We start from the raw sequence: 21,474 nt of genomic DNA, 5'->3' as shown, positions 1-21,474 counted from the left end.
TATGCTCCTTCAATTCAGATCCATATCCACCTCAAAACTTTCGCTCAGATTTTAACTATTGTTATTAAACAACCTCTACAAAAAATCGTAATTTTGCATCATGATTCTTATTGTCGATGATGATTCAGCAGTGCGCCTGTCTTTGAAACTGTTGCTCTCTCGCAACGGGTTCGAGACCGTGATGGCTTCCTCACCCAGAGAAGCTATGGAGGTTGTACGCGCAGAAGCCCCTCAACTCATAATGCTCGACATGAACTTCTCGCGGGCGACCACAGGCGAAGAAGGCATCACACTCCTGCGACAGATCAAAATCTTCCGGCCTGAGACTCCGGTCATACTTATGACAGCCTGGGGCAGCATTCCCCTCGCGGTCGAGGGAATTCATGCCGGTGCCTTTGACTTCATCACAAAGCCGTGGGACAACGCAGCGCTGCTTAAGCGCATAAATGTGGCGTTGGAACTCAATGCGCCCAAAACAGACGAGCCGCAAACGGACAGTGGGTTTGACCGGTCGTTCATAATCGGACGCTCTCCGGCACTGATGAACGTTCTCGACACAATCGAGCGCATTGCCGCCACAGATGCCCCGGTGCTGATCATGGGCGAAAACGGAACCGGCAAGGAACTTATAGCCGAAGCCATCCACCGCAACAGCCGCCGCAAAGGCAGAAATATGGTCAAAGTTAACCTTGGCGGCATAGCGTCATCACTATTCGAAAGCGAGATGTTCGGCCATCGCAAGGGAGCTTTCACAGGTGCTGTCGCAGACCGGGAAGGGCGCTTCGCAATGGCCGACGGAGGCACTATTTTCCTTGACGAAATCGGAGAACTTGACCTTAACTGCCAGGTGAAACTGCTGCGTGTGCTTCAGGAACACACTTATGAGATGCTTGGCGACAGCCGTCAGCGCCAAACGGATGTCAGAGTCGTATGCGCCACAAACGCCAATCTGCCGGCAATGGTTGCGGAAAAAACCTTCCGCGAAGACCTTTTCTACCGAATCAACCTGATCACCGTCACTCTGCCCCCTCTCCGTGAGCGCCGGGAGGATATTCCGCTGCTTGTGGACCATATTGTGAGACAGCACTGCGCGCAAAACGAACGCCTGTTGCCTGAAATCACTTCTCAGGCGATGGAATTTCTGTCGTCTCTGCCATATCCCGGCAATATCCGAGAACTGAAAAACTTCGTCGAGCGCACTCTGCTCGTCAACAGCGGCGACCGGCTCGGCGAAAGAGAGTTCCGCGGACAATATGACGGGCCGCTTCCTCAGGCTGAAAATTCCCGCCGGTCAAATCTTGAACTCCGCGAACGCGAGGCCGTAGAACAGGCCATAGCACACTCCGGCGGCAATCTCACCCGTGCGGCGGCTCTTCTCGGAATCACCCGTCAGTCACTCTACCGCCGCATGGAGAAATACGGAATAACACAATAAGCATACAAGGCCGATGAGAATAAGCTGGATTCTGATCATAATCATTCTGTTGCTCGGCGCATCAATCGTCAGTTCGCTGCTCCTGTCGGCCACGGACGGAAACAGCGCCATGTATGTCACTCAGTCGGCAAGCGTACTGGCATTTATCCTGCTGATCGTGTTTTACCGCAATGTGATGAAACCGATCAGAAGCATCAGCAACGGCATAGACCTCCTGCGCGAACAGGATTTCAGCAGCCGCCTCTCCCATGTCAACCAGCACGAAGCCGACAGGATTGTCGACATGTTCAACGGCATGATGGTGGCACTCAAAGAAGAGCGCCTGAGGTTGCGCGAACAGAACCACTTTCTCGATCTGCTCGTTGACGTCTCCCCTATGGGAATCCTGATACTGACCGACAACGACGAGATCAAGACAGCCAACAAAGCGGCGGCATCGTTTCTCGAAGTCTCTGACAGCGTACAACTACAAGGCCGGACTCTTGGCAGTCTTGACTCAAGGCTCGCCGCAATCCTCGCCGGACTTCAGCAGGGAGAGACCGTCACCGAGCGGCTCAACGACTCGATGATCTATCGCTGCTCACGGCTCTCATTCATGGACCAGGGCTTCCCGCACCCGTTTGTGCTGATTGAGAAACTGACCGAAGAGGTGATGAAAGCCGAGAAAAAGAGCTATGAGAAAGTAATCCGGGTCATTGCCCATGAGGTCAACAATTCAATGGCCGGAGTCAACTCCATGCTCTCGACCGCGCGGCTTATGCTTGGCGAGAGCGGAGAGGATTACGCCGACCTCAACGAAGTTGTCAGCGTCTGCGAAGCTCGCTGCAAATCAATGAGCAAATTCATAACCTCCTTTGCCGATGTGGTGAAAATTCCTGAAGCCAGCCTGAAAAAAGCAGATCTCAACTCTCTGCTTGAAAGCTGGCGGGTCATGCTTGAAAGCCTCTGTGTGCAGAGAAACATCACCCTCTGCTATCGCTTGTCCGGCGAGCCGTTGGAGGTTATGGTGGACCCTGTGCTGATGGAACAGGTACTGATCAACATTGTAAAGAACTCAGCCGAAAGTATCGGTTCCGACGGACAGATAACGGTAAGCACCACCGGATCTCCGGCCACACTGGCCGTGACAGACAACGGCCCCGGCATTGACCCGGAAGCTGCAAAAATGCTCTTCAGCCCCTTCTTTTCCACAAAAGTCAACGGCCACGGCATCGGCCTGCTGTTCATCAGCGAAGTCCTCCACAAACACGGATGCCGATTCTCCCTCGCCACAGGCGCAGACTCCCTGACACGCTTTACAATCCACTTCAAAACCGCCGGAATCCATCGGCAACAATGATAATTAAAAACGCACAAATAAAAATATACATGGACAATCAGACTACTATCGGACGGTTATTTGGCGAAGACATGATTACCTTTGCTATTCCCAGTTATCAGAGAGCTTATTCCTGGAGAGTTGGAAAAGAAGGCCGTATCGGTCAAGTAGATATGTATCTGAATGATATAATTGACCAACCTGAAAATTCAGCCTATTTTCTTGGTCATTACCTTTTTGAAAAAACTCTCGGCAACAGATATGAGGTAATTGACGGCCAGCAAAGACTGACAACTACTGTTATCTTTATGAGTTGTCTCGTAAAAGAATTACGCAAACGTGGTATTGCATCCTTTGAATACAATGATGTCACTATTGCAACAGAGCAAATATACGAACGCTATCTCCAACCACGCTATTGCAACCAAAAATTTGAGACAGTTCCTGAAGATACGTCTTTTTTCAATAGACTCATCATTGAATGCGACAATAACGATACAGAAGACACCGGAAGACGATCAGAACAACGTATCCGCGAAGCTGCTATTTTCTTCAGTGAAAAAATGAAAATGCAGAAAGATACTAAAATTCTGTTCAAATGGTTTAATGTAATCAATAATGCAATTATAACAACATTCGTGCTGAGTGGTGAAAGCGCCAAACTAACTGCAACGCAAATATTTGCATTTCAGAATGACAGAGGTTTAGGGCTTACAACATTGGAAAAGCTGAAAGCATATCTCATGCACCAGATATATCGAAGTAATTCCGCTAATGCTATCAGCAATATACATTCATTAGAATCCAAATTTGCTTCAATCTACAACTACATCGAGAAACTTGAAACTAAAGAAGATACTATTTTAGGCTATCATTGCTCCGCATTCCTTTCGAGCTACGAATCTCCACTGGATGCCATAAAGAAAAACTTACAATCCGCACCTGATAAAATTAAATGGATCAGTGACTTCGCGAGCAAGTTGTGTCGATCGTATTCACTTATGTGTGAAATCGAAAATACTTGGCATATGTTTAATAGTCCCATCGCAGATGTATGCATTCTTGATAAAGCCAACTCTATGCCATTAGTGCTCAAACTCTGTCATTTCAATAGTGTCGGCATAGAAGTGAGAAATATACCTGCGATTGACAATGCTCTGCTGTTAGTTGAAAAGATATTATTCAAAATGACTTATACATTGGGAGGATATCGCACTAATAATCTGATTGCCATAGCTAAAAATTATGACCCCGACAATTATGACAACCTTATCTTAGAACTAACAGACAAAGTTAAAACCGGATTCAAATGGTATTGGAATTTTGATGGCGACTGCCTGCGCTATTTCACTGAAAACAAATTCCATTATCGTAGAGAATTACGATATGTGCTTTATAAATATGAAAATTACTTACGCGCCAAAGCACGTCAACCGTTCTTATCTCCAGATGAATGTTCAAATGTATTTCGTGAAGTTCCTATCTCGAACACTTTAGACCATATTACTCCGCAAACGCCTGATTTCACCGAATACACCGAAGAATTCTGCAACGAATATCTTAATAATATTGGCAATCTATCACTTCTTACTTGGGGGAACAACTCTGCCAAGAGGAATCATAATCCTGCAAATGAAGAAATTATGGAAATATACAACAGCGTTTTCTATTCTCATAAAGAAATTTATGAAACTCTAAAAAAAGACATGCAATGGCGCGAAATCCAGATTAACGAACGTCGGGATAGGATTGTTGCATTTATTAAAGAAACCTGGCTGTAATTATTTGCACCGGTAATTAAAATTTGGCCTTTGAGGAGGCTTGCTGTCAAAATTTTTCTTATTTTTGTGGATGAATTCGGGCCGAAAGAATTTCGGTTCCGTTGCGCTCACGTCATAATCAATTCATCCCGGACATGATCAGAACACTTGACAATTACAATCTCTCGACGCACAACACTTTCGCCATGAACGTGAAATGCGGAGAATTCATGGAATATACCAAAGCCGATGACATCCCGTTCATCCTTTCGTCGATCCGGAAAGATGTGGAAAAATTCCACATCGGTGCAGGCAGCAATCTGCTGTTTACTTGCGATTTCCCAGGTATAATTCTCCACAGTGCCATCAAAGGGATTGAAATAATTTCTGAAAATGCCGAAGAAGTTATTGTCAGAGCGGGAGCGGGCGAGACTATGGACGATCTGATTGCCTGGGCCTGCCAACGTGAACTCTGGGGGCTTGAAAACCTCTCAGGAATTCCGGGAGAAGTCGGCGCATCGGCTGTCCAGAATGTCGGCGCCTATGGGACTGAAGCCGGTGACTTGATTACGGCGGTCCATGCTTACGATGAAGTAGAAGAAGAATTTGTCACCTTCTCAAACGAGGAGTGCCAATATGCCTACCGCGACTCCCTCTTCAAGCAGCCGGATTTCAAGAAACGCTACATCATCCATGCCGTAGACTATCGCCTCTCACCTATCTCAGGACCCGACCTCTCCTACCCGGCTCTCAAAAAATATTTCGAAAACAAAGACAGCGGCAGCATCACTCCACTGGAAATCAGGAATGCCGTAATAGAAATCCGTGACTCCAAACTTCCGGATCCGGCAAAGGTGCCAAGCGCCGGGAGTTTCTTCAAGAATCCGGTGATCGGAGAAGAGCATTTCGCAGAAATCTGCGCCAAGGAATCGCCTGACATGCCGCCACACTATAAAGTCAATGACGGTTACAAGATTCCGGCTGCCTGGCTCATCGACCGCTGCGGTTGGAAAGGCTACCGCGACGGCAATGTCGGAGTCTGGCACCTCCAGCCACTGGTGATAGTCAATCCCGACAGGAAAGCACTTCCGGAAGAAGTGCTGAACCTCGAATCGCGTATCATCGCCTCCGTAAATGAGCGTTTTGCCATAAAGTTGACCCCGGAGGTTGAACATATTTAGGCGATCGGACATTCTAATTTTATCTTCACTTTTCAACTGTTTCAAAAACCTGCATAACAATTATGAGCACCTATATCATAGAGGGAGGCCACAGACTGAGCGGCTCAATCAAGCCCCAGGGAGCCAAAAACGAAGCCCTGGAAGTCATCAGCGCCACACTGCTCACCTCAGAGCCTGTAACCATCCACAATGTGCCCAACATCCTTGATGTCATCAACCTCATCAATCTTCTGAAAGCCATGAGGGTCAAGGTCGAGCGCCTGAATGAAGACACTTATCGTTTTCAGGCCGACGATCTGGACGAAGACTACATCTCAAGCGCCGATTTCGTGGCCCGTTGCGCATCGTTGCGCGGCTCTGTACTGGTTGTAGGTCCTCTGCTTGCCCGTCTTGGCCAAGCATATTTTGCGAAACCGGGGGGCGACAAAATCGGACGCCGGAGAGTGGATACCCACATCACCGGACTGTCGAAACTCGGTGCGATGATCGCTTACAACGAAGAGCGGCAGGCCTACTATTTAGTGACCGTCGGAGGTCTGAAAGGCTGCTACATGCTCCTGGACGAAGCTTCGGTGACCGGTACGGCCAACATCGTGATGGCCGCAGCGCTTGCCGAAGGGACCACGACTATCTACAACGCAGCCTGCGAACCCTACGTGCAGCAACTATGCAAGATGCTGGTCAAAATGGGAGTCCATATCGAAGGAATCGGGTCAAACCTGCTGCGCATCACCGGCGTGGAGAAGCTCTCAGGAGCAGACCACACCATCCTCCCCGACATGATCGAAGTCGGCAGTTTCATCGGCATGGCAGCCATCACCCGAAGCGAGCTGACCATCAAGGATGTCAGCTATGACAACCTCGGAATCATCCCTGACTCATTCCGCCGCCTCGGAATCAACCTCGAACGCCGCGGAGACGACATCTTCATCCCCTCGCAGGAATGCTATGAGATCGAGACCAACCTCGACGGATCAATCCCGACCATTGCCGACGCCCCGTGGCCGGGCCTTACCCCTGACCTGCTGTCGGTGATGCTTGTCACAGCAACACAATGCCGCGGCAGTGTGCTGATCCATCAGAAAATGTTTGAAAGCCGCCTCTTCTTTGTCGACCGTCTGATTGACATGGGCGCTCAGATAATGCTCTGCGACCCTCACAGAGCTGTTGTGATCGGCCTGGACCATAAAGTGCCGCTGCGCGCCAACAAAATGCACTCGCCCGATATCCGTGCCGGCATTGCCATGCTGATCGCAGCCATGAGCGCCCGCGGAGTCTCCCGGATCGACAACATTGACCAGATCGACCGCGGCTATCAGGCCATTGACACCCGCCTGAACTCAATCGGCGCCTGCATCCACCGCCGCGACTAAGCATCAGCACCAGCCACACACTAATTCAGACAGTGTTTCAAACAGCTCCTCCAACCTCATTCAGCACAATGGAAAAACCGATATTCACCACATCCGAGGCTTCGGAACTAAAGGCCCTCGCAAGAATCCTTCTGCACGAAGCTTCTGAAGTAGCTTCTCCGGGAGACTTCTCCACTGTCAAAAAGGCAGTGGCAAGAGCCTACACGGGAGACAAGTCACCGGTCGACCGCCACGGGATCAACCGTGTGCTCCACTCGATGCGCACCTCAATCGCGCTCTGCCAGATGGTATCGCCTGACAGAAACATGATAATCGCCACCATGACCTACGGACTGTGCATGGAAGAAGCGTTCTCTCTGGAACAGATCCGCAAACTCTGGGGTGAAGACGTAGAACGCTTGGTCGGAGGACTGATCAAGGTCTCGACTCTCTACGGCAAACAGGGCGTGGTGAAGACCGACAATTTCCGACGTCTGCTGATGACTTTCGCCGAGGACATCCGTGTAATCATAATCATGATCGTGGAGCGGCTGATCCTGATGCGGACAATCAACCATCATCCTGACGAAAAATTCGTCGCCGACACAGCTTTCGAAGCAAACTACCTCTATGCTCCTCTCGCCCACCGTCTTGGACTCTACAAGATCAAAAGCGACCTGGAGGACATGTCGCTCAAATACACGGCGCGTGAGACATACAGCAAGATCGCTGCCGAGCTGAACGAGACCAAAGTTGCCCGCGACGCCTATATAGCCGACTTCATCGCTCCGCTGAAAGCCAAGCTCGACACAACAGGGCTGAAATATGAGATCAAGGGGCGCACAAAGTCGATCTATTCAATCTGGAACAAACTGCGCAAACAGCAGGTGGAACTCTCCGGAATCTACGATCTTTTCGCAATCAGAATCATCCTTGACGTTCCCCTCGAAAGGGAAAAGGCCGACTGCTGGAATGTCTACTCCATTGTCACGGACATGTACACTCCGAATCCGGCCCGAATGAAAGACTGGCTCTCGATTCCGAAAAGCAACGGATATGAATCGCTCCACACCACCGTCAAGGGGCCCGACAACAAATGGGTCGAAGTTCAGATCCGCACCCGGCGCATGGACCTCGTGGCCGAAAAAGGCCTGGCAGCCCACTGGAAATACAAAGGTATCAAGAGCGAGGGAGATCTCGACTCATGGATGAACAACGTCCGTGACATCCTTGAGACTGCCGACGGCCCGATGGAACTGATGAAAAACTTCAAGATGGACCTCTATGACAAAGAGGTTTTCGTCTTCACTCCGAGAGGCGACCTCTACCGCCTGCCGCTCGGCGCCACAGTCCTTGACTTCGCATTCAACATCCACTCAAAGCTGGGTTGTACGTGTGTCGGCGGCAAAGTCAACGGACGCAACCGCAAGCTGAACTATAAACTGCATTCCGGGGATACGGTGGAAATCACGACAGCCCCCGGACAGATGCCCAAACAGGACTGGCTGAGTTTTGTTGTCACCTCCAAGGCACGCAATAAGATCAAACAGACTCTCAACGAGCGGGCCAACCGCTCGGCCGAACTCGGCAAAGAACTTCTGCAACGCCGATGCAAAAACCGCAAGATCGAACTTGAGGAAGGCTATCTGATGCGCACCATCAAAAAAATGGGCTACCGCACAGTGACCGACTTCTACAAGGCCATTTCCGATGAAATCATTGATGTCAATGACGTCATCACCCAATACGAACTGATCGAGAACGCCGACCGAAAAGCGGAAAGCGAGCGCCGGAGTGCCGAGGAGTTCGAACTGCTTGACAACGGAGACCACCGCCAGGAATCGGCCTCGGACGACATTCTGATCATCGGAGACAACATCAAGGGAATAAATTATAAACTCTCCCGCTGCTGCAATCCGATTTTCGGCGACGACGTATTCGGCTTTGTCTCGGCGGAAGGTGTGATAAAAATCCATCGCAACGACTGTCCGAACGCCCAGCACATACGCTACAAGTATCCCTACCGTGTGATCCGGACCCGCTGGTCCGGTAAAGTCGGCACTCATTTCGCAGCGACACTGAAGATCGTCGGCAACGATGACATCACTATCGTCACCAACATCACCTCGATCATCAACAAGGAAAAAGATGTCACACTACGCAACATCTCAATCGACTCTTCTGACGGCATCTTCTCCGGTTTCCTCGTAATCGGCATCAGCGACACCGATTCGCTCAACAACATCATCAAAAAAATCAAAACCATCAAAGGCATAAAAGATGTACAACGCAGCAACTGACTTACGCCTGATCAGGCGCACCATAAAACTCTCGGCGCTCAGCCTTCTGCTCGCCGCAGCCACTTCATGCTCCGGATCCGGAGACACCGAAAAAGCCACAGCGCTCCTTGATGAAGCACAGACAGCCTATGAGGCCCGCGACTATTCGAAAGCGATCGAACTGATCGACACACTGAAAAGCCGCTACCCGCGAGAAATAGATGTCCGCCGCGAAGCTCTCCACCTGGCCACACGGGCAACCGAAGGCCTGCACTTGCTCAGACTTCAGGAGGCCGACTCGCTGACTGCCGTCTTAGGCGCATTGGGCGACTCCCTCCAGCGCCAGATGAAATTCGTCAAAAATCCGATTGAAGGCTACTATGTGGCAGCGAGCGCAAATCCGGCGAACTTCATCGGAACCAACGGATTGCAGGGCCGGGTAAGCCCTGACGGCAATTTCTATCTCATATCATCGCTGAAAGCCAAAAGCGTAAAGAGCACATCTGTCACAGTCAGCACCGGTGGCCGCGAAGCGACAACTTCAGTCGTTAACCACGACGGCGAACGCAACGACCGCTCGATGGGAGCTGAAGTGATCACCTTCATGGGTGTCGAATGTGACTCTGTCGGAAAATTCATCAGTGAAAACGTCGGTCGTGACATCCGCCTGACCTTCAACGGCGCGACATCCTACTCGATGGCTCTTCCGGCCGCACAGGCCCGTGAGATAGCTCTCGCCTATGACTACGCCGCAACCATCCGCCGCTTCAAAGTCGCATCTCTGGAAAAAGAGCGTCTTACAAGAGCTGTTGATATCGCCCGCAGCCAGGCTTCAAGGACATTCGTTGAAAAAGACAGCGTAAAATAAAGCTCCACACGGCACCTTATTGAAAATCAGCCGTAATATCTCCTGAAATCTTAATCAGACACACACCATACGAAAATGATTTTCACAAAGAAAAAAAAGGCCTCTGCCGCCGACAGCATCAAAAATCCATCGCGCATCCAACGCCTTAAGGACAAAGCCCTCAATCTGTGGAACTATTGTTCGAAAGGCGTGTGGGAGGATAAGCGCGACACTTTGGGAATAAGGATCGTCAAGACTCTCAATCTGACAGTCAGGACTTTCATGAGTGCTGACCTTCAGTCAAAGGCCTGCGCGATGACCTATCGCACCCTGCTCGCAATCGTTCCCGCCCTCGCACTGCTTTTTGCCATAGGCCGGGGATTCGGATTTCAGAACCTTCTGCAAAACCAGGTCTATCAGTATCTCCCCTCTCAGCGCAAGGCTCTTGAAATGGCCTTTTCGTTCGTCGATTCCTGCCTGGCACAGGCATCGGAAGGAATTTTCGTCGGTGTCGGCATTGTGTTCCTTCTTTGGACATTGATTTCACTGCTTGACAATGTGGAGGAATCGTTCAACAACATCTGGGGCATCAGAGCCGACCGCCCGCTTGCCCGCAAAGTGACAGACTATCTCGCCATCTTCATCATACTACCCGTTTTGATGATCTGCTCAAGCGGTCTGCAGATTTTCATGTCGAACACCATTCAGAAGCTGCTGCCATTCGCTGATATAACACCATTCATCGGAGATCTTCTCGATTTAGCATCAATAGCTCTGTCATGGCTGTTTTTTGCAGGGGCCTACATGCTCATACCGAATACAAAAGTCAAATTCCAGAATGCCTTTATTGCGGGAGCTCTTGCGGGAACAGCCTTCCAGGTCCTGCAATGGCTTTTCGTTACAGGTCAGGTCTATGTAGCCAAATACAACGCGATCTACGGCAGCTTCTCCTTCCTCCCTCTTATGCTGATATGGATGCAGCTGTCTTGGCTGATCACCCTTGCCGGAGCGCTCGTCTGCTGCTCCTCACAGAACATCAACATGTTTTCTTACGAAAAACAGACCACTGAAATTTCAGCAAACTATCGCCGCAAGGTGTGCATCGCCGTACTTTCCGTAATACTCAAACGCTTCTGCCGCCAGGAGAAACCCTACAACATCTCACAGCTGTCAGCTGAATTCATGATCCCGCCAAGACTGACCGGACTGATTGTCGCCGAGCTTTCAGACTGCAATCTTATTGTCAGGCTGGCCGTTGCCGACGGTAGTCCGGACGAAAGCGATCCGCCATTGGTGCCTGCCACCAGCCCTGATCACTATACTTTAGGCCATATCCTCAAAGTCCTCGATCAGCACGGCGAGTCGGATTTCATCCCGGAATTCGGCAACAATTTCAAACTTCTGTCAGGCATTCTCGACCGACTCTCAGCCCAGATCGAGACAGAAGCCGCAGACACGCGTCTTGCCGACATCCAGCTGACAAAAAACTGATAAAAATCCTATCTCCGACAAATTATAAATCATTAACCCCAAAATTTAACACCAATCATGAAAGAAGTTATTGCAACAACAGCAGCTCCCGGAGCTATCGGTCCTTACAGCCAGGCAATCAAGGCAGGCAATCTGCTCTTCTGCTCAGGTCAGATCCCCGTTGACCCCGCAACCGGCACTGTTCCCGAAGGAATTAAAGCCCAGACAGCCCAGTCGCTCGCAAACGTGAAAGCAATCCTCGCCGCAGCAGGTGCAAGCATTGACAATGTCGTGAAAACAACTGTTTTCCTTGCCGACATGAAACTCTTCGGCGAAATGAACGAAGTATATGCTGAAAACTTCAGCGAGCCTTTCCCCGCACGCTCGGCAGTTGCTGTCCGCGAGCTCCCCAAGCAGGTGCTCGTAGAGATCGAAGTGATCGCCGCTCTCTGATTCCAGACTGAAAAGCCGATATTCTGAAACTATCTGCCGATTCAGAGTGTCTCAGAATAAAAAACAATACGGACAAATCCTGAAGTCCTCACTCAACGTGAGACCGGATTTGTCCGTATTACTTTATTATTACAGCTCCTTTTCAGGAGGAATTGTCAGAACTTATTCAACGCCTGACAGATCAACTGCATAGATGCCTCGCTTGCCGGTGGGATAAACGCCACGGAGAATCATGACCTTCTCCTCGCCTCCACCCTTCATGATGGCCTTATACATCTTCTCAGCATCGTCGGGAGTGCTTATGCGCGAGTTGTTGATTGAAGTGATGATGAATCCTTCCTTAACTCCGGCATCCTGGAAACGGCCTTTTGAAAGTCCTGCTACCTGAACACCGTTGCTGAGACCGAGCTGACGGAGAGTCGACTCGTCAACTTTCTTGAATGCACAGCCCAGATCGGTGATGTCGCCGGCTTTGGTCACCTGAGTGTTGCCCTGCATATTGCGCAGCTGCACATTGACGGAATTTGTCTTGTTGTCTCGGACATAGGTCACCTTCACCTTGTCGCCGGGACGATATTTAGCAACCTGTTCCTGAAGCTGTGCTACGTTGTCGGTCGGGATGTCATTGATACTGATGATGACATCGTTTTTCTGCAAACCGGCTTCTTTTGCCGAACTGCGGTCGCTGATGTCACCGACATATACACCCTTGGTTACGGCAGTGATTCCATGCTCTTTGGCGATTTCATTTGTCAGCTCTGAAATCGAGATTCCGAGGACAGCGCGCTGGACGGTTCCGAATTGTTTCAGGTCACTGACCACTTTCTTGACAATCGAAGTCGGAATTGCGAAAGAATAGCCGGCATAGCTTCCGGTCTGACTGTAAATCGCGGTATTAATACCGATCAGTTCACCGGCAAGATTGACAAGCGCACCGCCGGAATTGCCTGAGTTGACAGCTGCGTCAGTCTGGATGTATGACTCAATTGTCATGCGTCCGTGGCCGCCGTTGCCGATGCTACGACCTTTGGCCGACACAATGCCGGTGGTCACAGTCGATGTGAATCCGAAAGGATTGCCCACAGCAAGAACCCACTCTCCGACCTTGAGCGCTTCGCTGTCGCCCATCGGGATGACCGGAAGATCTTTGATGTCGATCTTGATAAGCGCAAGGTCTGTGGTCGGATCAGCACCGACAACAGTCGCGTCAAATGTACGGTTGTCATTCAGCGTGACCTCAAGGCGTTCGGCATCCTCGATGACGTGGTTGTTGGTAACGATGTAACCGTCGTTGCTGATGATCACACCTGAGCCAAGACCTAAAGGCTGCTGCTTGGGCTGTTCCTGCTGAGGCTGGCTTCTGCGGCTTCCGCCCGGAGATCCGAAGAAGTATTCGAAGAACGGATCATCGAAGAATCCGCCCCCCTGTTGCTGGCGTGAATAGCCACGCGGAGTCGCATAGCTCTTTATCGAAACGACACCGTTGATAGTGCTTTCGGCAGCCTTTGTAAAGTCGGACGTATTGGCCGGAAGCTGCGACACTCTTGTGACCTGCCCCTGAGCCACGGACGATCCTGCAAAAAGCTCATTGAAACTCTGCGCTTCCTCCGCAGGGAAAAGCACTTGCTTCATTGCATAGGCTGTAATAGCCGAACTGACTACTGCCGTTGCGGCAGCGAGCATAATGATTTTGCTGCTTGATTTCATTTGCTTTACTATAATTTTGTGCTTACTATGTTATATCGGATGAATTCTGATGATTTTTTTTGCTTTTGACTATTAGACGGCAAAAAGTGTGCGTTGTTACATCCAAATACCTCGGATAGTGACAGGTTTAAAATAATTTAAGTAGATAATTTACGTTTTTAAGATATATTTACCACTTTTCCCAGCATTTGTAACTGCCATTTAATGATTGTCTGTCATGAAAAATGACTAAATTTGCGTCATGATGTCACGTTTAAGCATTTCAGTTCTCATCTCTGCCTCGATCGGCTGCTCGATGCTTCTTGCCTCGTGCGGCACATCACGCTCGTCCAATGCCTCGGTCTACAAGACCACTCCGGCAGGAAACGTCACAAAACCAGACAGAAAGACCTTTGAAATCCCTTCGTCACTGGCACCACAGTCACATGCCCTGCTGACCGAAGCCAAGCGATGGATCGGCACACCTTACAGATATGGTGGCGAGGACCGCAACGGTGTCGACTGTTCGGGACTGGTCCTGAATGTCTACCGCAGCGCCCTCCAGCTGAAACTGCCACGCAACTCAGCCCAACAAGCCAGTTTCTGTCGTCCTATATCGAAAACATCACTGATGCCTGGTGACCTCATCTTCTTTGACACCTCAGGAGGTGGAGGGAAAAAGATTTCTCATGTCGGAATCTATGTCGGCGACGGGATGATGGTCCATTCATCATCCTCAAAAGGCGTAATCGTCAGCGACATCAACGCAGATTATTTCAGGCGGACATTCGCCGGAGCGGGATATGTCGAGAAATACCGCAACATGATCGCCTCCAACTCACCCTCCCAGTCTCCTGCCCAAAAGCCACAACAGACCTCCGCACCGGAATCACAATCCACGCCGACAGCCTCTCCGGCCAAAGATGAACCGTTCACCCTCTCTCCTGTCAGCAACCTCCCCTCACGCAAAACGGCACCGGCCAAGACCGGTCAGCCGAAGAGTGCAACTTCTCAGCAGCAGCCCCGCAGCTCCGCCACTCAGGCCATAACGCCTGTCACAAGCGGAACGGTCACCGATGAGCCGACTCCGGAAGAAGCCCGAAAAAAAGTGCTCAACTCAATCATCGAACAGAAACTTGACTCAATTTTCAACCGATAAAACCAGTCTACGCCAACTCCATATCCAGCCATGAATCGCACCATACCGCCGCAAGTCCATAGTTTCGGACAACTTCACCTCACTCCTCCACGCGAAATCCGTCTGCACAACGGGCTACATATATATATAGAAACCGGAAGTGAGGTTGATGTCAACCGGCTGACCATAGCCTTGCCCGGCGGCATCGCAGAAGAACCAGTCGCAGGACTGGCTTCATGTACGGCATCAATGCTTGCTGAAGGGACAAACCATTTCAGCGGTGCTGACATCGCCGCCCGTCTGGAATATGCAGGCGCATGGACCGGTACTTCGGTTTCTACCCACTATACATCCATCACCCTCTCCAGCCTCAACGACAAGTTCGAAGAACTGCTGCCGTTGCTCATCGACATTGTATTTCATCCGACTTTCCCGGCTGAAGCAGCCAACGGTATTCTGCGCAGAAGTGCGGCGAAAGTTGATATTGACCGCCGAAAAGTCACATTTTTAGCCGATGAAGCAATCAGGCCACTCGCCTACGGCGCAAGCTCGCCTCTGTCACGCACAGAATCCGCAGAACAGATCCTTGCCATCTCGACCGACCGTCTACGGGATTTTCACTATTCCCGCCTCGCCACAAATGATATTCACGTCTTCCTGGCCGGCAACATCACACCCAAGATCGAATCGCTCGTAATTGACACCTTCTCACGCATAGCCTCAGGGACTGACTACGCCCTGTCGTCGCTTGATTTTGCCGCCGTTGCAGAAAGTCCCCGCGAAGTCTTTGTTGAAATGCCAGGCTCGCAGCAGAGTGCGGTAAAAATGATGATTCCGGCACCGGGACGGCTTGACGACAGTTTTGTTCCGCTGCGAAGTGCTGTCACAGCCTTAGGAGGCTACTTCGGGAGCCGACTGATGCTGAATATCCGCGAAGCCCGCGGACTGACCTACGGAATATCTGCCGCCCTCCTGGGCTATCCGGAGAGAAGTTTCATCAGCATATCCACCCAGACCGCCTGTGACTCCGTCAAGGAAGTCCGTCGACTCATTCTCGAAGAAATCGAACGGTTGAAAGACCCCTCGACCTATTCCGAAGATGAACTCATGCGCCTGTCCCGCTTTCTCCTGTCTGGTTTAGCTGCGATATTGGACACACCGTTCAGCCGGATGGACTTTTTCAAGACCAGACTCTATGCCTCGACACCCGAAGATTATTTTGAAATCCAAGAAAAATTCATCCGCAGGCTCGATCCGGCCAACACATCGCCTCAAGAAGCCGCCGGAGTGCTCGCGTCCATTGCAGAAGACAACTTCCATATTAACAAGCGAATAACAGCAATTGCCGGCCAATAGCCAAGCAGCCGGAAAAATAAAATTGCAAAAAGACGAAAGAAAATTGCTCAAAAATTTGCACAATTAAATAAAACTCCTTAACTTTGCACCCGTAATCAAGAGAGCAACACAACAGACATTAAGCGAAATGACCTGAATCTCTTGAAAGCCAAAATATTGGAGAGATGGCAGAGTGGTCGATTGCGGCGGTCTTGAAAACCGTTGAGGGTCACACCTCCGGGGGTTCGAATCCCTCTCTCTCCGCTCAAGCAAGAAAGCCCGCTGAAATTTCAGTGGGCTTTCTTATATCATAAATGTAACCGCCAAAAAACTGATACCACCAATCAATGAAATGAAGAAAATTGCAAAACTGAAGATCTGCAACTGGAGCCTCCTTGCACTTACCGCGGCAATACTTATATCCGGAATACAGCTTGAAGCTACTCATAGCAACGGACTTTTATCGGTGTGGATTCATATCATAATTGGAATACTGTTTATATGCATGACAGCCTGCCATGTGTTACTGCATTTCGGGAACAGCAACTGGTTCACAAAATTCAGAGAACAAAAGAGCCAGGCAACACGAACTTTATGGTGGGTATCGCTTGCTACCCTGACAACCGGCCTTATCGCCATGATCCATTGGATATCGACATTTATCCACGCCCCCATGGGCGGAGTCCACGGCAAACTCGGCTTTCTGATGATAACCCTTTCAATCGGACATATCTGTAAGCGCATCAAATTCTTCAAGCGTAAGAAGCATCCGGCACAAGCACAGCTCATGGACTGCTAACACCTTCTTGCGCCAAAACAGATCCTCCCCAATTGAGACAATATTCACAATTTCAACCTATTGACTACGCACACTTATGTCTGCCATAATCCTGATTTGTTTGATAACAGGCATTGTTTATTTTGTTTATATCAAACTAAAAGAACGCGAACTAATCAAGCAGGTCACACCACTTACTCGTGGCGAGTGGTCGGAACGTAGAGCAATATTGGATTTATTGAAAGAAGGCATCAACCCCAAAGCCATATTTCATGACTTATATATCCAAAAACCAAATGGGGAATACACACAAGTCGACATTGCCGTCGCAACCAAAGCGGGCATTATCGTGTTTGAAATCAAGGATTATAGCGGTTGGATTTTCGGCAACGAACATCAGAAATACTGGACACAATTGCTGGCGTATGGCCGAGAAAAACACCGTTTCTACAATCCAGTCATGCAAAATTCCGGTCACATTAATGCCATCAGGCAATGTTTGCCTCAAAATCCCGGAATCCCGATTTATTCTGTTATAGTATTCTTCGGTAATAGCGAGTTTAAAAATGTCTCTTGCAATGCGAACAATACTTTTATAATATATCCGCATTCCATCCGGCAGGTAGTATCCGAAATTTTGATGCAGCCCAATGCCAATTACGGCAACAAATACGAGATCATGAACTTATTCACAAAAGCCGTGCAAAACGGCAATGACCCAATGATTGTTTCATCTCAAATTAACTCTGCCGCATACTATGGATGCAACACGCCCCAGTCTTCTTATAAAACATCATTCAGGCCACTGTTCCGTTTTGTCGGATTCTCGCGCAGAAGAAGATTCTGGTGAAATATTACCTCCAAAGTCGACCGATTGAGCCGATTTTCGACATAAAGAAGTGTCCTTGTCTTTGAAAATGTCAAGATATCTCAACAGCATCAAAACAAGGACAAACTCCTTCAATCGCCATTTTGATCACAAATTTTTGAGAAATTCAATTTCGAAAATCGCGAGTGTGGCGCCTTTTCCGCTCTGCAATTTCTCGTCGTTGCGGGAATCAGGCACTTTTATGTCAGTAAACGCATCGCTTGTCGTACTTTTGCCGAGCATTTTTATGGTGTAGTCCGTGGACGGCGCGACATTCCTGAGCGGAAGATGCACATAAGAAAGACTTTTAGGTGTCCATCCCTCCCAGACTTTCACTCCGTCTGCATAGACAGCAATCGGATAACTTGTGCCTCGGAACCCCTTAAGTTTCAGACACACGTCATCAATTGCCGTTTTCTCTATAAGTGTATATGTAACCCAAGCAGAATCCAGACGCGCGGGACTTTCCCAACACGACGCCTCATTGGCATCGTAGCTGAGGCGGACATCCTTACGCCCCGGCGCTTTGGCACTCTTAATGGCAATCCCCCTCCTCCAGGGCTTGAAAGACGGGCTTCCCGGAGTCTCACCTCGGTCCAGCACACCTTTCAGCCCGTCAGACGGCATATAAGTCGAAAGTCCTTTCTCAGATCTGACCGGAGATGTCTTAAGCGCAATTTTCTGCGATCCGAGACCATCGGCCGATGCTGTCAGGGTGATCTTACCCGCTTTTGGAAGCGAACGCAACATCACGCGATTGATTCCGCACTCTACCCTAAGAGTATCGCTCAAAGCACAGTTTTCCTTGCCAAGCGCCACTCCCCCACGCCACTCTGCGGGTCCATTCAGCCTGAAAGTGACAAGATTGTCGGCAAGCGGACATCTGCGTCCTTCTTTATCAACAACTTCAACCTCTATCAATGCGACATCGGCCCCGTCGGCTTTCCATCCGGTCGGATTCAGAATCGGCGTAAGCTTCAGGTGCGACGGCTCACCTGCGGCAGCCATGCTGTAACGCGATTCCTCCACCCCGTTTTTATCATAGCCTATTGCAGTAAGTGATCCGGACATATACGGCACATTTCGGAATGTTGAAAGAAAACGATAGTCATGGCTGTCCGGCTCGATGGCCTTGCCGTCTTGCAGAAGTCTGACATCAGGCGAGGTAGAAACCACATAGATCACAGGCACAGTATCTCCAGGATTGTAGTTCCAGTGGCCGCAGATATATGTGCGCGGCTTAAGATCATCGACCCAGCAGTCCCACATGACCTGATGTGCGAAAAAGGCATCTTTCGGAATACGCATCGGATCAACGACTCCACTGACTCGGAAATCACGGCTGCGGCCGTGGGTCTGAGTGTCGCTGAAAATGATCTTTGCACCGCCTGAGTTAACCCTTGTGCCTGAACCCGGACGCTCCTGCCAGTATTCATACCAGCGTCTGACGAGTTCTACGGCAAATTCATCGCCATTGTGGTTCCAGCTCGGACCGGGCGCACCGCGGTAGAGCACCCCGTCACCCTCCTGATGGAAAGGATAGGACCATGAATTCCAGAATTTGCGATAGCCCTCATCGCGGCAATACTCCATCATCCACATAGGTTTCGCAGCGCTCTTGTTTATATAAAGCATTTCTCCGCCATATTCAGCCTCAGGACGGTCGAGCATGTTACGGCTGCCGATAGCACGTCCGCCATGCGGATCATAGAGATCGCGGACAGTTTTCATTTCCTCCATGTGTTCCTTGCTGATGCCGTTGTTTCCGCACTCGTAAAACAATATGCTCGGAGAATTGCGCATATAGATAATGGCATCGCGCATCAGTTCGACACGCTGGCTCCACTGGCGCCCCTGAGCATCTTTCTCGGCATCGCCTGCGGGCATGGCCTGTATCAGCCCCACACGGTCACAACTTTCAGAATCCTGCTTCCAAGGGCAAATGTGCATCCAGCGCACAATATTGCCACCGCTTTTCACGAAAAGATCATTCGAGTAGTCACTGAGCCACGGTGGTACGCACATTCCGACTCCGGGCCATTCATTTGTCGAACGCTGGGCATAACCATGCATCATTATCACACGGTCATTAAGATATATCATGCCGTCTTTGAATCCGGTTTTCCGGAATCCAGTTGTGGTAACGACCTCATCATTCCCTACGGTAGTCCTCACCTTATAGAGATAACCGTAGCCCCACGACCAGAAATGCAGATCCCCTACCCGCTTCTCAGCTGTCAGGACAGCGGTTTCTCCGGCTCTGATCTCAGCCTCCGGTCCCTCAAAACGAGCAACTACGCTTCCGTCAGGCGCTTCGACCGCCACTTTCAACCGCTCGCGGACGGTCTTCCCGGATTCATTCCTGACCTGACTTTCAACAGCGATCGTAGCCGTGCGCGCCGGGATGTCAAAATCCTTTCCATAGACATAAGTTCCGATGGTTCCGAGATTTGAATACAATGGAAGAGTCTGATATAAGCCATCACTGACATGAAGCCACACGTTTTTATGAAGGCCTCCATAGTTGGCGTTGAAATTTCGATCGCTCCACTGATAGCTCGAACCGGTAGAGGTTTCCTTAGCCTTCCACGAATTATCACTTATGACTTCTATGACGTTGTCACCGTCCATAAGCTTATCTGTGAGATCGAAGCCGAACGCCATCACACCATTATCACAGTGACCGAGCAAATTACCGTTGAGCAAGACTTCAGCAGTCTGGCGCGCGCCTTCAAACTCGATGAACACCTTTTTGCCGGCCGCAGACCGCGGCAATTCAAAATGCTTCACATAACGAACCTTTCCGGTCGACATCTGCGCGATAGGCACCCTGTAAGCGTCATCTTCATTCCAGGCATGAGGCAAAGTGACACGCTTTGTCCCCATAGACCTCAGCGAGTCGGTCTCCGTATAGTCGATAACCCAATCAGAGTTAAAATTATAAGTTTCTCTTGCGCCGCATCCAAACGACAGCACAGCAAGTCCCGCAAACAATGTGATAAATCTGGATAGTCTATATTCCATTCTTAATGTCAAATAAGTTAAACAGTGAAACAGCACAAATTATACAATTGACAGACCTTAGCGGTTGAAGTTTTGCATCTGTCCATTTCGGGAGTCATATATTCCTCACCTTTCCCTAACCTTATAGCTTCAACCTTTCATCATCGCGCAATCAATTCAGCTCGTTTTCCGGCTGAGATTATCGCAAAACTCCATGTATTCTGCATTATGTAACTCTTTAAAATTAATTTATACTTAAATGCAAGACTTATTCCGAGGAAAAATCGAAGAGTGAAGAGGAAGTTTATAGATATAGTGGTTTTTAATATAGTTCGTTGTTTAATAACAATAGTTAAAATCTGAGCGAAAGTTTTGAGGTGGATATAGTTCTGAATTGAAGGAGCATAGCGAGCTATGTGACTGAGATGAAGAGCCATAGGCGCCCAAAACTTTCGCAGGCGATGGTATTGTTTTTTCTTCTGTCAATAGTTTCATTTTCAATAATTTAAGTTACCTGAGCCTTGGTGTCTCTTTTGCTAAATTGTTGAAATTCGTCAGTCGCATAGCTCGC

The 21,474-nt window shown here is 49.6% G+C and carries 15 protein-coding genes and 1 tRNA gene; 14 read left to right on the top strand and 2 right to left on the bottom strand.

Translation table 11 applies throughout. From position 1 onward, the window contains the following. The first annotated feature begins 100 nt into the window (after positions 1 to 100). The 9 genes from K2H17_RS04025 (at position 101) to K2H17_RS03985 (ending at position 12,095) form a co-directional block, all read left to right on the top strand. Positions 101 to 1,435, top strand: coding sequence for a sigma-54 dependent transcriptional regulator (locus K2H17_RS04025; RefSeq protein WP_300131705.1), 1,335 nt, complete (start codon positions 101 to 103; stop codon positions 1,433 to 1,435). Between the two features lie 13 nt (positions 1,436 to 1,448). Continuing rightward, positions 1,449 to 2,774, top strand: a complete 1,326-nt coding sequence (locus tag K2H17_RS04020) for an ATP-binding protein (RefSeq protein ID WP_300131702.1) — start codon at positions 1,449 to 1,451, stop codon at positions 2,772 to 2,774. Between the two features lie 29 nt (positions 2,775 to 2,803). Next, a complete protein-coding gene (locus K2H17_RS04015; RefSeq protein ID WP_300131699.1) occupies positions 2,804 to 4,534 on the top strand; it encodes a DUF262 domain-containing HNH endonuclease family protein in 1,731 nt (576 codons plus the stop codon). A gap of 134 nt (positions 4,535 to 4,668) precedes the next feature. Further along, positions 4,669 to 5,694: a UDP-N-acetylmuramate dehydrogenase gene (gene murB, locus K2H17_RS04010; RefSeq protein ID WP_300131696.1), complete on the top strand. Its 1,026-nt coding sequence runs from the start codon at positions 4,669 to 4,671 to the stop codon at positions 5,692 to 5,694. A 62-nt stretch (positions 5,695 to 5,756) separates the two neighbouring features. Then, positions 5,757 to 7,067 (top strand): UDP-N-acetylglucosamine 1-carboxyvinyltransferase, encoded by a 1,311-nt coding sequence (murA, locus tag K2H17_RS04005; protein WP_300131695.1) that lies wholly within the window; start codon positions 5,757 to 5,759, stop codon positions 7,065 to 7,067. Positions 7,068 to 7,135: 68 nt separating this feature from the next. Then, complete coding sequence (locus K2H17_RS04000) at positions 7,136 to 9,346, top strand: RelA/SpoT family protein (protein ID WP_300131693.1); 2,211 nt, start codon at positions 7,136 to 7,138, stop codon at positions 9,344 to 9,346. Then, the gene (locus K2H17_RS03995; RefSeq protein WP_300131691.1) at positions 9,327 to 10,193 is read left to right on the top strand and encodes a hypothetical protein; all 867 of its coding nucleotides are present in this window, start codon (positions 9,327 to 9,329) and stop codon (positions 10,191 to 10,193) included. Before K2H17_RS04000 ends, K2H17_RS03995 begins: the two co-directional genes overlap by 20 nt. A gap of 75 nt (positions 10,194 to 10,268) precedes the next feature. Continuing rightward, entirely contained in the window at positions 10,269 to 11,663 is a 1,395-nt protein-coding gene (locus K2H17_RS03990; protein WP_300131689.1) for a YihY/virulence factor BrkB family protein, read from the top strand. Positions 11,664 to 11,720: 57 nt separating this feature from the next. Then, on the top strand, positions 11,721 to 12,095 hold the full coding sequence (locus K2H17_RS03985) for a RidA family protein (protein ID WP_300131688.1): 375 nt from the start codon (positions 11,721 to 11,723) through the stop codon (positions 12,093 to 12,095). 162 nt (positions 12,096 to 12,257) lie between these two features. Here K2H17_RS03985 and K2H17_RS03980 read toward each other — a convergent pair whose 3' ends face one another. Continuing rightward, positions 12,258 to 13,802, bottom strand: coding sequence for a Do family serine endopeptidase (locus tag K2H17_RS03980; RefSeq protein WP_300131685.1), 1,545 nt, complete (start codon positions 13,800 to 13,802; stop codon positions 12,258 to 12,260). A gap of 241 nt (positions 13,803 to 14,043) precedes the next feature. Between K2H17_RS03980 and K2H17_RS03975 the strand changes: the two genes are divergently transcribed. The 5 genes from K2H17_RS03975 (at position 14,044) to K2H17_RS03955 (ending at position 17,882) form a co-directional block, all read left to right on the top strand. Then, positions 14,044 to 14,940 (top strand): NlpC/P60 family protein, encoded by an 897-nt coding sequence (locus tag K2H17_RS03975; protein WP_300131682.1) that lies wholly within the window; start codon positions 14,044 to 14,046, stop codon positions 14,938 to 14,940. 30 nt (positions 14,941 to 14,970) lie between these two features. Continuing rightward, positions 14,971 to 16,275 carry a pitrilysin family protein gene (locus tag K2H17_RS03970; protein ID WP_300131680.1) on the top strand — a complete coding sequence of 435 codons (1,305 nt, stop codon included), beginning with the start codon at positions 14,971 to 14,973 and terminating at the stop codon, positions 16,273 to 16,275. A gap of 158 nt (positions 16,276 to 16,433) precedes the next feature. After that, a tRNA-Ser gene (locus tag K2H17_RS03965) sits at positions 16,434 to 16,518 on the top strand. Positions 16,519 to 16,891: 373 nt separating this feature from the next. Next, positions 16,892 to 17,053, top strand: a complete 162-nt coding sequence (locus tag K2H17_RS03960) for a hypothetical protein (protein WP_300131678.1) — start codon at positions 16,892 to 16,894, stop codon at positions 17,051 to 17,053. 76 nt (positions 17,054 to 17,129) lie between these two features. Continuing rightward, complete coding sequence (locus K2H17_RS03955; RefSeq protein WP_300131677.1) at positions 17,130 to 17,882, top strand: nuclease-related domain-containing protein; 753 nt, start codon at positions 17,130 to 17,132, stop codon at positions 17,880 to 17,882. Between the two features lie 126 nt (positions 17,883 to 18,008). On the opposite strand, the gene K2H17_RS03950 is transcribed toward K2H17_RS03955, so the two are convergent. Further along, a complete protein-coding gene (locus K2H17_RS03950; protein WP_300131675.1) occupies positions 18,009 to 20,786 on the bottom strand; it encodes a sugar-binding domain-containing protein in 2,778 nt (925 codons plus the stop codon). Positions 20,787 to 21,474 lie beyond the last annotated feature (688 nt).

The organism is Duncaniella sp. (assembly GCF_029054785.1).
In the GTDB taxonomy this organism is placed as follows: Bacteria; Bacteroidota; Bacteroidia; order Bacteroidales; family Muribaculaceae; genus Duncaniella.
Note: the sequence above shows the minus strand (reverse complement) of the source record. Positions and strands in the feature narration are given on the sequence as shown.